This is a genomic window from Bradyrhizobium ivorense (assembly GCF_900696085.1).
Classification (GTDB): Bacteria; Pseudomonadota; Alphaproteobacteria; order Rhizobiales; family Xanthobacteraceae; genus Bradyrhizobium; species Bradyrhizobium ivorense.
The window spans coordinates 1-14280 of sequence record NZ_CAADFC020000020.1; the positions used below are offsets into that span (position 1 = coordinate 1).

12 protein-coding genes are annotated in these 14280 nt (G+C 65.3%); 7 read left to right on the plus strand and 5 right to left on the minus strand.

What is annotated here, in order from left to right; all coding sequences use genetic code 11:
• The 3 genes from CI41S_RS26300 to CI41S_RS26310 all read right to left on the minus strand — a co-directional run.
• On the minus strand, positions 1 to 559 hold a 559-nt coding region (locus CI41S_RS26300), incomplete at its 3' end, for an IS110 family RNA-guided transposase (RefSeq protein ID WP_139862266.1).
• 221 nt (positions 560 to 780) lie between these two features.
• Positions 781 to 1278, minus strand: coding sequence for an Lrp/AsnC family transcriptional regulator (locus CI41S_RS26305; RefSeq protein WP_139862267.1), 498 nt, complete (start codon positions 1276 to 1278; stop codon positions 781 to 783).
• Positions 1275 to 1937, minus strand: coding sequence for a TetR/AcrR family transcriptional regulator (locus tag CI41S_RS26310; protein WP_244626706.1), 663 nt, complete (start codon positions 1935 to 1937; stop codon positions 1275 to 1277). The genes CI41S_RS26305 and CI41S_RS26310 overlap by 4 nt, the downstream gene beginning before the upstream one ends.
• A 192-nt stretch (positions 1938 to 2129) precedes the next feature.
• On the opposite strand from CI41S_RS26310, the gene CI41S_RS26315 reads away from it, so the two are divergent.
• The 6 genes from CI41S_RS26315 (at position 2130) to CI41S_RS26340 (ending at position 11609) form a co-directional block, all read left to right on the plus strand.
• Positions 2130 to 3302: an isovaleryl-CoA dehydrogenase gene (locus CI41S_RS26315; protein WP_139862268.1), complete on the plus strand. Its 1173-nt coding sequence runs from the start codon at positions 2130 to 2132 to the stop codon at positions 3300 to 3302.
• 242 nt (positions 3303 to 3544) lie between these two features.
• On the plus strand, positions 3545 to 5149 hold the full coding sequence (locus tag CI41S_RS26320; protein ID WP_139862269.1) for a carboxyl transferase domain-containing protein: 1605 nt from the start codon (positions 3545 to 3547) through the stop codon (positions 5147 to 5149).
• A 2-nt stretch (positions 5150 to 5151) separates the two neighbouring features.
• Entirely contained in the window at positions 5152 to 7161 is a 2010-nt protein-coding gene (locus CI41S_RS26325) for an acetyl/propionyl/methylcrotonyl-CoA carboxylase subunit alpha (protein WP_139862270.1), read from the plus strand.
• Positions 7158 to 8060, plus strand: coding sequence for a hydroxymethylglutaryl-CoA lyase (locus CI41S_RS26330; protein WP_139862271.1), 903 nt, complete (start codon positions 7158 to 7160; stop codon positions 8058 to 8060). Before CI41S_RS26325 ends, CI41S_RS26330 begins: the two co-directional genes overlap by 4 nt.
• Positions 8061 to 9067: 1007 nt before the next feature.
• A complete protein-coding gene (gene ilvD, locus CI41S_RS26335) occupies positions 9068 to 10792 on the plus strand; it encodes a dihydroxy-acid dehydratase (protein ID WP_139483405.1) in 1725 nt (574 codons plus the stop codon).
• The gene (locus CI41S_RS26340; protein WP_172626905.1) at positions 10779 to 11609 is read left to right on the plus strand and encodes a tetratricopeptide repeat protein; all 831 of its coding nucleotides are present in this window, start codon (positions 10779 to 10781) and stop codon (positions 11607 to 11609) included. Before ilvD ends, CI41S_RS26340 begins: the two co-directional genes overlap by 14 nt.
• Positions 11610 to 11645: 36 nt before the next feature.
• Here the strand turns inward: CI41S_RS26340 and xth are convergent, their stop codons facing one another.
• Together xth and CI41S_RS26350 are read right to left on the minus strand one after the other, a co-directional pair.
• Positions 11646 to 12443 carry an exodeoxyribonuclease III gene (gene xth, locus CI41S_RS26345; protein ID WP_139862273.1) on the minus strand — a complete coding sequence of 266 codons (798 nt, stop codon included), beginning with the start codon at positions 12441 to 12443 and terminating at the stop codon, positions 11646 to 11648.
• A gap of 57 nt (positions 12444 to 12500) precedes the next feature.
• Positions 12501 to 12926 carry a GNAT family N-acetyltransferase gene (locus tag CI41S_RS26350; RefSeq protein ID WP_139862274.1) on the minus strand — a complete coding sequence of 142 codons (426 nt, stop codon included), beginning with the start codon at positions 12924 to 12926 and terminating at the stop codon, positions 12501 to 12503.
• A 219-nt stretch (positions 12927 to 13145) separates the two neighbouring features.
• On the opposite strand from CI41S_RS26350, the gene CI41S_RS26355 reads away from it, so the two are divergent.
• Entirely contained in the window at positions 13146 to 14279 is a 1134-nt protein-coding gene (locus CI41S_RS26355; protein ID WP_139862275.1) for an efflux RND transporter periplasmic adaptor subunit, read from the plus strand.
• Position 14280: the final 1 nt, after the last annotated feature.

A 14280-nucleotide genomic window follows, 5' to 3' on the forward strand; every position in this document is an offset into this window, starting at 1 on the left:
AATGTGTGGCGAGCACCAACAGGGCGCCGCGCATGATCTCCGGGATCTCCTCACTCGGCTTCTCGAGCCGGGCCATCAGCTCGCGCAGCCCCTCATAGCCCTGCGCCGCCACGATCCCGAGCTCGCTCAGCGCCGCCCGCAGCGCGTTCGCGGCCATCGTCCGCTGCCGAACCAGCAGCGCGCGGGTGCCGTGAACCGCCAGCGCCGCCTGCTGCGCGACGCTCTTCACCGCCACAAAGCGCATCGTCGGCCGGCTCACCGCCTCGCAGATCGCCTCCGCGTCCCGGCCATCGTTCTTGTTGCGCTTCACATAAGGCTTCACATAGGCCGGCGGCATCAGCTTGACTTCGTGGCCGTACTTCCCGATCACCCGTGCCCAATGATGCGCGCTGCCACAGGCCTCCATGCCCACCAGGCACGGCGGCAACTGCGCAAAAAACTTCTCCACGGCGGCCCGCCGAAGTTGCCGCCTCAGCACCACAGCTCCCGCCGCATCAACCCCGTGAACTTGAAACACGTTCTTCGCCAAGTCCAAACCAATCGTGCTAATCTTCGTCATGGACGGTCCCCTTGTCTGGTCGAATCAACATCACCAGTCTGGCACACTGATGCCGTTGGGGGCCGTCCACCCCATCTTTGCGAGCCAACGGGTCGCGCGAACGCGCGCCCGATGACAGGCTCCGCGAAGCAATCCACGCCTCAACTCGGGGATCGATGGATTGCTTCGTCGCAAGCGCTCCTCGCAATGACAGGCCGTCTGGAACGGCCCGTCAGGCAGTATCACCCTGCCGGGCTCGGCGCGGCGAGGTGGCCTGGGATCGGCAGCGGCGCATCCTTGGAGACGCCGAGCACGGGATAGCTCCTGATCTTGCGCACGTTCGGCAGGCCCGAGAACTGCAGCAGCTGCTGGCGTATGTCATCGACGCTGGGCGCGACGCATTTCAGCATGAAATCGGCATCGCCCGAGATCCGCCAGCATTGCAGGAACCGCGGCACGGCCGCCACCGCCGCCTCGAACGCCTCGATCGCGGCCAGCGTCTGGCTCTCGAGCTGGATCAGGACGAAGGTCGTCACCTCGTAGCCGAGCGCCCGCTCGTTCAACGTGGCGCGGACCGCCTGGATCACGCCGCGGCTGCGCAGCGCGCGGACCCGGCGCAGGCAGGGCGGGGCGGTTATGCCGACCCGTGCGGCGAGCTCGTTGATCCGGATCCGGCCGTCCGTCTGCAATTCGGACAGGATCTTGAGGTCGACGTCATCGAATTGTTGGCGCTCCGTCACGAACGCGCACCCGCTGCGGCGCCGTGCGGCAGCCTGCCGGTCTCGCGCACTTCCCCGGTCACCGCCTGCGCCGCTCCGACGCCGGAGAGCACCAGCTTCTCATGCGCTGCTATGATCGCCTCCCGGGTCAATCGGCCGCCGGGCCGATACCAGGTGCAGAGCCCGGTCAACAGCGCCAGGATTGCAAAGGTCGCGACCTGGATGTCGACGACCTCGAACACGCCGTCGGACACCCCGTCGGTCAGGATCTGCGCCAGCCGCTGCTCATAGGCGCCGCGCAGCGCCACGACGGCATCGTAGTTCTTCGGCTCGAGGCTGCGCAGCTCGGAATTGGCGATGAAGACCTCGCGCTTGCGGGTCATGTGATAGGTGACATGGAAGGACACGAAGGCGCGCAGCTGCTCGACCGGATCGGCCTTGCCCGCCAGGGCAAGATCGAGCTCGCGCAGCAAATCGTTGATATGGTCCTGCACCAGATCGAACAGCAGGTCCTGCTTGGTTGAGATATGGTTGTAGAGTGAGCCGGCCTGGATGCCGACCTCGGCGGCGAGCTTGCGCAGGCTCATCGCCTCGTAGCCGTTCTCGTAGATCAGGCGCACGCCGGCCTTGCGGATCGCCTCCAGCGTTGTGGGGCCATGTGAGCCGATCGTGCGTGCCATCGGGGCCTCGGAGGGGTGTTGGCTTGCCAGGGGAGGCCGGAAACAAGCGAACGACCGTATGTTTATCGCATGAAATCCAAGGAAATTCAATGGAATGCGGATTTCTTGCAGCGATCATAGCAGGTCCGCTTGCGAAGCCAAGAAAAAAACGTATGATCGTTTAATTGAAAGAGGAAACTGTAGGGAGGGATCATGGCCTCGAACCAGGCGGCAGTCTTCAATTTCGACCTTGGCGAGACCGCGGATGCGATCCGCGAGACCGTGCGCGATTTCTCGGCCAACGAGATCGCGCCGCGCGCCGCCGAGATCGACCGCAGCAACAGCTTTCCGCGCGACCTCTGGCCCAGGATCGGCGCGCTCGGACTGCACGGCATCACCGTCGAGGAGGAGTATGGCGGGTCGGGCCTCGGCTATCTCGAGCACTGCATTGCGGTGGAGGAGATTTCGCGGGCATCCGCCTCGGTCGGGCTGGCCTACGGCGCGCATTCCAACCTCTGCGTCAACCAGATCCGCCGCAACGGCAACGAGGCGCAGAAGCGGAAGTATCTGCCAAAGCTGATTTCGGGCGAACATGTCGGCTCGCTCGCGATGTCGGAGCCATCCGCCGGTTCCGACGTGGTCTCGATGAAGACCCGCGCCGAGAAGAAGGGCGACCGTTTCGTGCTCAACGGCAGCAAGATGTGGATCACCAACGGTCCCCACGCCGAGACGCTGGTGGTCTATGCCAAGACCGATCCGAACGGCGGCCCGCGCGGCATCACCGCCTTCATCATCGAAAAAGGCATGAAGGGCTTCTCCACCGCGCAAAAGCTCGACAAGCTCGGCATGCGCGGCTCCGACACCTGCGAGCTGGTGTTCGAGGATTGCGAGGTGCCGGAGGAGAACGTGCTCAGCGAGGTCGGCCGCGGCGTCAACGTGCTGATGTCTGGTCTCGACTATGAGCGCGCGGTGCTGGCGGCAGGTCCGCTCGGCATCATGCAGGCCTGCATGGACGTGGTGATGCCCTATGTCCACGAGCGCAAGCAGTTCGGCGAGCCGATCGGCTCGTTCCAGCTGGTGCAGGGCAAGATCGCCGACATGTACACCACGATGAATGCCTCGCGCGCCTACGTCTATGCGGTGGCAAAGGCCTGCGACCGCGGCGAGACTACGCGGGAGGACGCCGCCGGCGCCATCCTCTACGCCGCCGAGAAGGCCACGCAATGCGCGCTGGATGCGATCCAGCTCTTGGGCGGCAACGGCTACATCAACGATTATCCGACCGGGCGCTTGCTGCGCGACGCCAAGCTCTACGAGATCGGCGCCGGCACCAGCGAGATTCGCCGCATGCTGATCGGCCGCGAGCTGTTCGCCAAGTCGGCGTAGCTTCTCTTCTCCCTCGCCCCGCTCTTGCGGGGAGAGGGTCGGGGTGAGGGGCTGTCACCGCATCAACGGTGGCAGAAGTGTTCGCGGAGGCTCCCCCTCACCCGGATCGCATCTTCGATGCGATCCGACCTCTCCCAGCAGGCGGGGCGAGGTCAGGAACGGCTTCCGCGACACTGGCTATCGTGCGCTTCGGCGCGATGATCTAATTCGCAGACCCACCTCCAACGAAACGTGCAACACAGATGCCGCTTCATTCGACGATCGATCCCACATCATCCGAATTCGCCCGCAACGCCGAGGTGATGCGCGGCCTGGTCGCCGAGCTCCGCGACAAGCTCAACGTCGTCTCCGGTGGCGGCGGCGAGAGTTCGCGCAAGCGCCACACCTCGCGCGGCAAGATGCTGGCGCGCGACCGCGTCGATCTCCTGATCGACCCCGGCACCGCCTTTCTCGAGCTGTCGCCGCTGGCCGCCAACGGCCTCTATGGCGGCGACGTGCATTCGGCGAGCGTCATCACCGGCGTCGGCCGCATTTCGGGGCGGGAATGCATCATCGTCGCCAATGACGCCACCATCAAGGGCGGCACCTACTACCCGATGACGGTGAAGAAGCATCTGCGCGCCCAGGACATCGCGCGGCAGAACAATCTGCCCTGCGTCTACATGGTGGATTCCGGCGGCGCCTTCCTGCCGCTGCAGGACGAGATCTTTCCCGACGAGCGGCACTTTGGCCGCATCTTCTACAACCAGGCCCAGATGTCGTCGCAGGGCATCCCGCAGATCGCGATCGTGATGGGTTCCTGTACCGCCGGCGGCGCCTATGTGCCGGCGATGTCGGACGAGAGCATCATCGTGCGCAATCAAGGCACCATCTTCCTCGGCGGTCCGCCGCTGGTGAAGGCGGCTACCGGCGAGGTGGTCACCGCCGAAGAGCTCGGCGGCGCCGACGTGCATTCGCGGCAGTCCGGCGTCACCGACCACTACGCCCAGAACGATGCCCACGCGATCGGCATCGCGCGGCGCATCGTCGCCACGCTGAAGCAGCCGGCCAAGGCGCCGCTCAACATGCGCCCGCCGCTGGAGCCGTTGTTTCCCGCCGAGGAGATCTATGGCGTGGTCTCCGCCGACGGCCGCAAACCGTTCGACGTGCACGACATCATCGCGCGGATCGTCGACGGCTCGGAGTTCGACGAGTTCAAGAAACTGTACGGCACCACGCTGATCTGCGGCTTTGCCCATATCTGGGGCCATCCGGTCGGCATCATCGCCAACAACGGCATCCTGTTCAGCGAGAGCTCGCTGAAGGGCGCGCATTTCATCGAGCTGTGCTGCCAGCGCGGCATTCCCCTGGTGTTCCTGCAGAACATCACCGGCTTCATGGTTGGCAAGAAGTACGAGGCCGGCGGCATCGCGCGCGACGGCGCCAAGCTGGTGACGGCGGTGGCAACCGCCGGCGTACCAAAGTTCACCGTCGTGATCGGAGGCTCCTACGGCGCCGGCAATTACGGCATGTGCGGCCGCGCCTACTCACCGCGCTTCCTCTGGCTGTGGCCGAACGCCCGCATCTCGGTGATGGGCGGCGAGCAGGCGTCGATGGTGCTGAGCCAGGTCAAGCGCGACGGCATCGAGGCCAAGGGCGACACCTGGTCGGCGGAAGAAGAAGATAAATTCCGCGAGCCGATCCGCGCGCAATACGAGAAGCAGGGCAATCCCTATTACGCCACCGCACGGCTGTGGGACGACGGCGTGATTGATCCGGCCGACACGCGGCTGGTGCTCGGGCTCGGCCTGTCGGCCGCCGCCAATGCGCCGATCGAACCCACCAAGTTTGGCCTGTTCAGGATGTGATCATGGACCGCTCAAAACTCTACCGGCGTTTCCGCACGCTTCTGATCGCCAACCGCGGCGAGATCGCCTGCCGCGTCATCCGCTCCGCGCGTGCCTTGGGGCTGCGCACCGTCGCTGTCTATTCCGAGGCCGACCGCGACGCGATGCATGTCGCGCTGGCCGACGAGGCCGTGCTGCTCGGCCCGGCACGGGCCCGCGACAGCTATCTCAACATCGAGCGCGTCATCGCCGCGGCCAAGCAGACCGGCGCCGAGGCCGCGCATCCCGGCTACGGTTTTCTGTCTGAAAACGCCGAGTTCGCCGAGGCCTGTCTCGCGGCCGGGCTGGTGTTCGTCGGCCCGACCGCCGAGATGATGACGGCGATGGGCTCGAAGTCTGGCTCCAAGGCGCTGATGGAGAGGGCCGGCGTGCCGCTGGTGCCCGGCTATCACGGCGAGGCCCAGGACGAGGCCACCCTGGCGGAGGCCGCCAACCGGATCGGTTTTCCGGTGCTGGTCAAGGCGTCGGCCGGCGGCGGTGGCCGCGGCATGCGCGTGGTCAATTCGGCCGGTGAATTGTCGGCGGCGATCACCAGCGCCAAACGCGAGGCCAAGGCGGCGTTCGGCGACGACCGCATGCTGATCGAGAAATACGTCCAGAACCCGCGCCATATCGAGGTGCAGATCATCGGCGACAGCCATGGTCATCTGCTCTCGCTGTGGGAGCGCGAATGCACGCTGCAGCGCCGGCACCAGAAGGTGATCGAGGAGGCGCCGTCGCCGACGCTGAACGCCACGCAGCGCGACACGGTCTGCGAGGCCGCGCGCAAGGCAGCCGGCGCGGTCAATTATGTCGGTGCCGGTACCATCGAGTTCGTCTCCGACGGCAAGGACGTGTTCTTCATCGAGATGAACACCCGGCTGCAGGTCGAGCATCCCGTCACCGAGCTGATCACCGGCGTCGACCTGGTCGAGTGGCAGCTCCGCGTCGCGTTCGGCGAGGCGCTGCCGCTGAAGCAGGACGAGATCAGGCTGAACGGCCACGCCATCGAGGCACGGGTCTACGCCGAAAATCCCCAAAAGAACTTCATGCCCTCGGTCGGCCGCATCAAGACTTGGCGGACGCCGCCGGAAGGCGACGGCCTGCGCATCGACGCCGGCTATCGCAGCGGCGATGCTGTGTCGCCGTATTACGACGCGATGCTCGCTAAGGTGATCGCCTGGGCGCCGACCCGCGAAGGCGCGATCGAAAAGCTCAACCGCGGTCTGGAAGGAACCGACGTCCGCGGCATCGTCACCAACATCCCGTTCCTGTCGGCGCTGGTGACGCATCAGAACGTCCGCGACAACGCGATCGACACCGGCTTCATCGAGCGCGAGCTGAAAAACCTCACCGCCGAGACCGGCGCGGCCCGCGAGCTCGAGCTGTGCGCGGCGGTCGCGGCGATCGTCAACGCCGAGCGAGCGGCGGCGCGCAGCGAGGCCAATTCACCCTGGCAGACCTTTGGCTGGCAGCCGGTCGGCCGCCGCCAGCGCGTGTTCTCGTTCCGCCAGGGCCATGAAGCCCCGCACACCATCACGCTGCATTATGGCCGCGGACCGTTGACGCTGTCGGTCGGCGGGCGCGACATCCCGTTCGCGATCTCGTCGGCGGACGGGGCCGGCTTCGACCTGACGCTCGACGGCGTGAAGACGCGTGTCGCGTCGGTGATCGAGGGCCATGAGCTCTATCTGCGCACCCGCAATGGCCGCTTCGACCTGCACTGGGTCGATCCGTTCGGCGGCGAGAGCGAGGAGCAGGTCGGCGAGGACAAGATCGTCGCGCCGTTGCCGGGCACCGTGGTCGCGCTGCTGGCCGAGGAGGGCGCCACCTTGGAGAAAGGCGCGGCGATCCTCACGCTGGAAGTGATGAAGATGGAGCAAACGCTGCGCGCGCCCTATGCGGGCGTCTTGAAGAAGCTGAAATGCAAGGTCGGCGACATCGTCGGCGAGGGCGTCGAACTGGCCGAAGTCGAACCTGTGGCCGCGTCATGAGCATCCAGATCGTCGAGATGGGGCCGCGCGACGGCCTGCAGAACGAGAAGACGCCGGTCAGCGTCGAAGCGCGCATCGCTTTCGTCGAGGCGTTGGTCTCGGCGGGCCTGACCACCGTCGAGGTCGGCGCCTTCGTCTCGCCGAAGGCGATCCCGCAAATGGCGAGCTCGGATGCGGTGTTGCGCGGCGTCAGCCATATCAAGGACGCCGAATTCCACGTGCTGGTGCCGAACGAGAAAGGCTACGACGCGGCGCGCGCCGCCGGCGCCCAGGTGGTCTCGGTGTTCGCCGCCGCCTCCGAAGGCTTTTCCCGCGCCAACATCAACTGCTCGATCGCGGAGTCGATCGAGCGCTTCAAGCCTGTGCTGGCGCGCGCCAAGGCCGATGGCGTCAAGGTGCGCGGCTATATCTCCTGCGTGCTCGGCTGTCCGTTCGACGGCGAGATCAAGCCGAAAGCGGTCGCCGATCTCGCCATCACGCTGTGGGACCTCGGCTGTTACGAGATCTCGCTCGGCGACACCATCGGTGTCGGCACGCCGCTCAAGGCAAAGGCGATGCTGAGCGCGGTCGGCGCTGAGATTCCGGTTGCCAACCTCGCGATGCATTTCCACGACACCTACGGCCAGGCGCTGGCCAATCTCTATGCCGGCATGGAGGAGGGCGTCCGCGTCATCGACAGTGCCGCCGGCGGCCTCGGCGGCTGCCCCTACGCCCCCGGCGCCACCGGCAATGTGGCCACCGAGGACGTCGTCTACATGCTCGAGGGCATGGGCGTGAAAACCGGCATCGACATGGACAAGCTGCTCGCCGCGACCAACGAAATGGCCGGATTGCTCGGCCATCCGCCGGTCAGCCGCGTCGCGTCCGCGTTGAATGCGAAGCGCAAGCGCGCGAATTGACCGGCGCGCTGCCGGTATCCGCGGCCCAGAGCAAAGAAGGGAAGACGCAAGGCCCAGCGCGATGGGTATCGGAGCCGTCGGCGCGGAACTCGGCAAAACCGAATGCGTATTTTCCGAAATCTTCCTTGACGGCGGCCCCCAACTCACTGTCTAATCCGCCCGTCTCACCCGATCGAGGGGCGCTGGCCATCGTCATAGTGTTGCGGTGAGATGCGGTGGACGTTTCGCATGTCAGTGACGACAGCATGCGAGGCGGACGGTGAAGTCGTGCAGGCCTGACGCCCTAGTGGCAGGTGTCCTCCGGCAAGACGCGCAAGCGTCTTTGCCGAAGCGGTGACAAAAAAGCCCAGTCTCGCCGGGGAGAGCACGTATAAGCCGTAACCCATCGCGCAGGGAAAGCCGGGTTGTTTCCGGTTACACCTGTGGTCCTACCCCCGGTGCTCTTTTGTTGCACCGGGCCCACGGGTGCAATCGGCACCCGGCTTTCCCTGCGCCCTCTTTACGAGAGAGGGCGGAACGAACAGCAAAGCTCGGGCAAATCATGTCGCGAGAATGCGAAGCTGCGTCCCCCTCCACGCTGTCATCGCCCGGCTCGACCGGGCGATCCAGTACGCCGCGGCCTCTCGGCTCAAGCACTGCCGCCTCTGGAATACTGGATCACCCGCCTGCGCGGGTGATGACATCGAGCTAGTTTGTCGTAGCACAACTCAGGCGAAATTTATTCGTATATATCAACCTCTGATCAATCTCCGCCGGCTCCGTCGGTTCCCATAAGCTTCGATAATACATGGTTGCCCGAGAGCCACGAATGTTGCGTCTGCGCCACAGGATTGGAACATTTAACCCTAATCACAGCCGGTTCGCGGTCGCGCCGCTTTTTGGCCACACCCCGACATGAAAGGATGTTCACAAAGCTGAATGGCCAGCACTCGCGACGGGACGATTCGACCGGTTCCGGCGTTACAGAGCAAAAGAGTGCTGGGAGCAGGGTTGCGATGGACGCCAAGGTGGATGCGAAGACGAACATCAAAGGCAGGCTGCCCAGCCGTCACGTGACGGAAGGGCCGGCGCGCGCCCCGCATCGCTCCTATCTCTACGCCATGGGGCTGACGACAGCCCAGATTCATCAACCCTTTGTCGGCGTTGCTTCATGCTGGAATGAAGCGGCGCCGTGCAACATCTCGCTGATGCGCCAGGCGCAGGCGGTGAAGAAGGGCGTCGCCTCCGCCGGCGGCACGCCGCGCGAGTTCTGCACCATCACCGTGACCGACGGCATCGCGATGGGCCACGACGGCATGCGCTCGTCGCTGCCGTCGCGCGAATGCATCGCCGATTCGGTCGAGCTGACCGTGCGGGGCCATGCCTATGACGCGCTGGTCGGGCTCGCCGGCTGCGACAAGTCGCTGCCGGGCATGATGATGGCGATGGTCCGTCTCAACGTGCCCTCGATCTTCATCTATGGCGGCTCGATCCTGCCGGGCAATTTCCGCGGCCAGCCGGTCACGGTGCAGGACATGTTCGAGGCGGTCGGCAAGCACTCGGTCGGCGCCATGTCGGACGAGGACCTCGACGAGATCGAGCGGGTGGCGTGCCCCTCGGCCGGGGCCTGCGGCGCCCAGTTCACCGCCAACACCATGGCGACCGTCTCCGAGGCGATCGGCCTCGCGCTCCCGTATTCTGCCGGAGCTCCGGCGCCCTACGAGATCCGTGACTCCTTCTGCGCCGCCGCCGGCGAGAAGGTGATGGAGCTGATCGAGAAAAACATCAGGCCCCGTGACATCGTCACCCGCGAAGCCCTTGAAAATGCTGCGGCCGTGGTTGCAGCCTCAGGTGGCTCGACCAATGCTGCATTGCACTTGCCGGCAATCGCCCATGAGTGCGGCATCAAGTTCAACCTGTTCGACGTTGCCGAAATCTTCAAAAAGACTCCTTACGTCGCGGATTTGAAGCCGGGCGGCCGTTATGTTGCCAAAGACATGTTCGAGGTTGGCGGCATTCCGCTGTTGATGAAGACGCTGCTCGACAATGGCCACCTGCACGGGGATTGCTTAACCGTCACGGGCCGAACGATCGCTGAAAACCTCAAAGGCGTGAAGTGGAATCCGCACCAGGATGTGGTGCGGCCCGCCGACAATCCGATCACCGTGACCGGTGGCGTTGTCGGTTTGAAGGGTAATCTCGCTCCGGAGGGTGCGATCGTGAAGGTCGCGGGAATGTCTAACCTGAGGTTTACCGGTCCCGCCCGGTGCTTCGACCGCGAGGAGGACGCCTTCGAGGCCGTGCAGAACCGCACCTACAGGGAAGGCGAAGTCATCGTGATCCGCTACGAGGGGCCGAAGGGCGGCCCCGGGATGCGGGAGATGCTGGCGACCACCGCGGCGCTGACCGGGCAGGGTATGGGCGGCAAGGTCGCCCTGATCACCGACGGCCGGTTTTCCGGTGCCACGCGCGGCTTTTGCATTGGACATATTGGACCCGAGGCGGCCATCGGCGGGCCGATCGGGCTGTTGCAGGACGGCGACATCATCGAGATCGATGCGGTCGCCGGCACTCTTGACGTAAAGTTGAGTGACGCCGAGCTCACAAATCGTAAGACCAAATGGGCCCCTCGCGCGACGAACCATACATCTGGTGCGCTGTGGAAGTACGCCGAGCAAGTGGGGCCGGCGGTGGATGGCGCTGTTACCCATCCGGGTGGCGCGTACGAGAAACAGTGTTATGCGGACGTTTAGGCGTACGATATTTGCGTTTGCGTTAGGGGCCATTCCGGTGGCGGGCCCCGGATTCGGATTCGACGGCGCCCCGGTCAACCCGCAGGACACAACCATCCCGGTGGTTTCCCCGCAGCCAGGCGCCGCCGCCGCGCTGAAGCGGGCTGCCGCGCCGATCGCGCCGACGGCGCTGCCGAACTCCAATTCCAGCGTGATGTCGCTCGCCGAGGCCGGCCACCCGGTGGCGCAGTGGAAGCTCGGCAAGATGTACGCCGAAGGCGACGGCGTCGCCCAGGACGACCTCCGCGCTTTCGAATATTTCAGCCGGATCGCCAATGCGCATGCCGAGGATTCGCCGTCGGCACCGCAGGCCTCGATCGTCGCCAACGCCTTCGTGGCGCTCGGCCGCTACTATCTGAGCGGGATTCCCAATTCCAAGGTCAAGGCCGACACCGAGCGCGCGAGGGAGATGTTCTCCTATGCGGCGTCCTATTTCGGCAACGCCGACGCCCAGTACGACCTCGCCCGGCTGTATCTGAAGACCCCGGACGCCTCGCGCGATGATTTCCGCTACGGCGCGCGCTGGCTCGGGCTTGCCGCCCAGAAGGGTCAGCATCAGGCCCAGGCGTTGCTCGGCCAGATGCTGTTCAACGGCGACCGTCTGCCGCCGCAGCGGGCGCGCGGCCTGATGTGGCTGACGCTCGCGCGCGACAGCGCGACGCCGGACGAGAACTGGATCCGCGAAAGCTACAACCGCGCCGTCGCCAAGGCGTCCGAGGACGACAAGACCATGGCGCTGCAGATGCTCGAGCACTGGGTGCAGGGCCGGCGGGATTAATCGCCCGCGGTCGGCCCCGTGCGCGGCCCGCCCGGCTCAGGCGGTCTCGAAATCGAGATCGGCCCAGACCGGGACATGATCGGAGGGCTTTTCCCAGCCCCGGACATAGCTGTCGATGCCGACGTCGATCAGCCGGTCGCTGGCCTGCGGCGACAGCAGCAGGTGGTCGATTCTGAGGCCCCAGTTCTTCTGCCAGGCGCCGGCCTGGTAATCCCAGAAGGTGTACTGGCCGGGGTCGTCATTGACCGCCCGCAGCGCGTCGGTGAGGCCGAGGCCGAGCAGCGACTGGAAGGCCTCCCTCGTGGTGGGGCGGAACAGCGCGTCGTCGGCCCAGGCGGCCGGATTGTAGACGTCGCGGGCCGCCGGGATGACGTTGTAGTCGCCGGCCAGCACCAGCGGCTCCTCGGCCTTGAGCCGCTCCTTCGCGTACTCAAGAAGCCGCGACATCCACTTGAGTTTGTACGGATATTTGTCGGTGTTCGCCGGGTTCCCGTTGGGCAGATAAAGACACGCCACCCGCACCACGCCCTGCTTCAACGTGACGACACCTTCAATGAAGCGGGCATGGGCGTCCTCGTCGTCGCCGGCCAGCCCCGACTTGGTCTCGTCGAACGGCAGCTTCGACAGCAGCGCGACGCCGTTGAAGGTCTTCTGGCCGTGGGTGACGACATTGTAGCCGAGCGATTCGATCTCGAGCCGGGGAAACGCCTCATCGACGCACTTAATCTCCTGCAGGCAGACGATGTCGGGCGAGCACTCCTTCAGCCAGCTCATGAGAGGCTCGATCCGCTGCCGGACCGAATTGACGTTCCATGTTGCTACGCGAACTGGCATCAAAGTTCCTCTATTCCAATGGGTTTTCGCGTTAGCGGCCCCGCCATCCGCAGCCCGTCAGACCAAGCGTTTCCGCATCTCGATGTGCGAGATGCCGGCCTCCACGAATTCCTCGCCGACAGGCTCGAACCCGGCGCGTGCGTAAAACGGCGCCGCGTGCGTCTGCGCGTTGAGGATCAATCGGGGATAGCCGAGTTCGGCCGCCTTGACCATCAGCGCGTCCAGGACACGCGCGCCGACGCCGGTACCGCGTGCCGGCTTGAGGACCGCCATGCGGCCGATATGGCCGTCGGCTAGCAGCCGGCCGGTCGCCACCGGCGTACCGTCCTCGGCAAAGCCCAGCGCATGCCAGCTCGTCGCGTCCTTGTCGTCCCACTCCAATTCCACCGGCACGCCCTGTTCCTCGACAAAGACGCTGTAACGGATGGATTTGGCGCGCTCCTGGGCTTCTTCCCAGCGGCAGACGAGGACGGAGGCGGACATGAACGGCGATCGGAACGGCTCGATGTTGATGGGCCACGCCCATTCTTGCGAACTTCCGGCAATGCACAAGCGAAGACGGCCGCACAATTTATCTTAGGTGGCATACCATGTGCGGCCTGCCTGTGCTAACCCTGAAGGGAAACAAGGCGCAACAATTGCCGAGGGGGAGCTACGAACCGTCCTGGTTTTGACGATGGGGGCGGCGCGCGTGCAAAACTTATGAAGAGACGCAATTTCCTTTTGATTGTTGCCGTGCTCGGCATTGCGGCCGGGGCGGCTTACACGACCCGATCCTCATGGATGAATGGCGGCGCCGCCACGGCGCAGGGCGGCCCACGTGCCCGCGTCGTCTCGGTCGATCTCGCCAAGGCCGAACGCAGATCGGTGCCGGTCGATGTCGATGCGATCGGCTCGGTGACGCCGATCTCCAGCGTCGCGCTGAAGTCGCGGCTGGAGACCACCATCGTCTCGGTGCATTTCGAGGACGGCGCCAAGGTCAGTGAAGGCGATCTGCTGTTCACGCTCGATGCGCGGCAGATCGACGCCCAGATCGAGCAGGCCGAGGGTGTGCTGGCGAGGGACCGCGCGCAGCTCGAAGGCGCGCAGCGCGACCTGCGCCGCTACACCGAGCTGGTCGGCAAGGGCGCAACCACCCAGGTCAATCTCGATAACGCCAAGACCCAGTCCGACATCCTGATCGCCACCATCAAGGCCGACCAGTCGTCGCTCGACAATCTCCGGGTCCAGAAGAGCTATACGGTCATTCGTGCGCCGTTCGCGGGCCGGATCAGCGCAGCCAACGTCAAGGTCGGCAATTTCGTGCGCCCTGCCGACACCCAGCCGCTTGCAACCATCAACCAGATGGCGCCGGTCTATGTCACCTTTGCCGTCCCGCAGAAGGCGCTGGTCGACCTGCGCGACGCGATGGGGAAGGGCGACCCGCAGGTGCTCGCGACCATTCCAGGCCGCCAGCGCTCCGAGAGCGGCAAGGTCGCGATGGTCGAAAACACCGTCGATGCCACCACCGGCATGGTCACCGTGCGCGGCATCATGAACAATGAGAGCGAGACGCTGTGGCCCGGCACCATCGTGCAGACCAAGCTGATCATCCGCAACGAGGACGCGGTCGTGGTGCCCACGGTCGCGGTGCAGCGCAGCCAGAACGGCAATTTCGTCTTCGTGGTCAGAGACGGCGTGGCAAAAGTTCAGCCGGTCAAGGTCGACCGCACCTTCCAGGGCACCTCGGTGATCGCCGACGGGCTTGCGGGCGATGAAAGCATCGTCGTCGACGGCCAGCTGCTGCTGTCAGACGGATCGCGGGTCGAGCCGCGGGCGCGCAAGGCTGGAGCCTAGC

What these genes read in the sequence shown, in the direction of transcription:
- CI41S_RS26310 (WP_244626706.1), bottom strand. Translation starts at nt 1,937, where the DNA reads ATGGCACGCACGATCGGCTCACATGGCCCCACAACGCTGGAGGCGATC.
- CI41S_RS26315 (WP_139862268.1), top strand. Translation starts at nt 2,130, where the DNA reads ATGGCCTCGAACCAGGCGGCAGTCTTCAATTTCGACCTTGGCGAGACC.
- CI41S_RS26320 (WP_139862269.1), top strand. Translation starts at nt 3,545, where the DNA reads ATGCCGCTTCATTCGACGATCGATCCCACATCATCCGAATTCGCCCGC.
- CI41S_RS26325 (WP_139862270.1), top strand. Translation starts at nt 5,152, where the DNA reads ATGGACCGCTCAAAACTCTACCGGCGTTTCCGCACGCTTCTGATCGCC.
- CI41S_RS26330 (WP_139862271.1), top strand. Translation starts at nt 7,158, where the DNA reads ATGAGCATCCAGATCGTCGAGATGGGGCCGCGCGACGGCCTGCAGAAC.
- CI41S_RS26340 (WP_172626905.1), top strand. Translation starts at nt 10,779, where the DNA reads ATGCGGACGTTTAGGCGTACGATATTTGCGTTTGCGTTAGGGGCCATT.
- xth (WP_139862273.1), bottom strand. Translation starts at nt 12,443, where the DNA reads ATGCCAGTTCGCGTAGCAACATGGAACGTCAATTCGGTCCGGCAGCGG.
- CI41S_RS26350 (WP_139862274.1), bottom strand. Translation starts at nt 12,926, where the DNA reads ATGTCCGCCTCCGTCCTCGTCTGCCGCTGGGAAGAAGCCCAGGAGCGC.
- CI41S_RS26355 (WP_139862275.1), top strand. Translation starts at nt 13,146, where the DNA reads ATGAAGAGACGCAATTTCCTTTTGATTGTTGCCGTGCTCGGCATTGCG.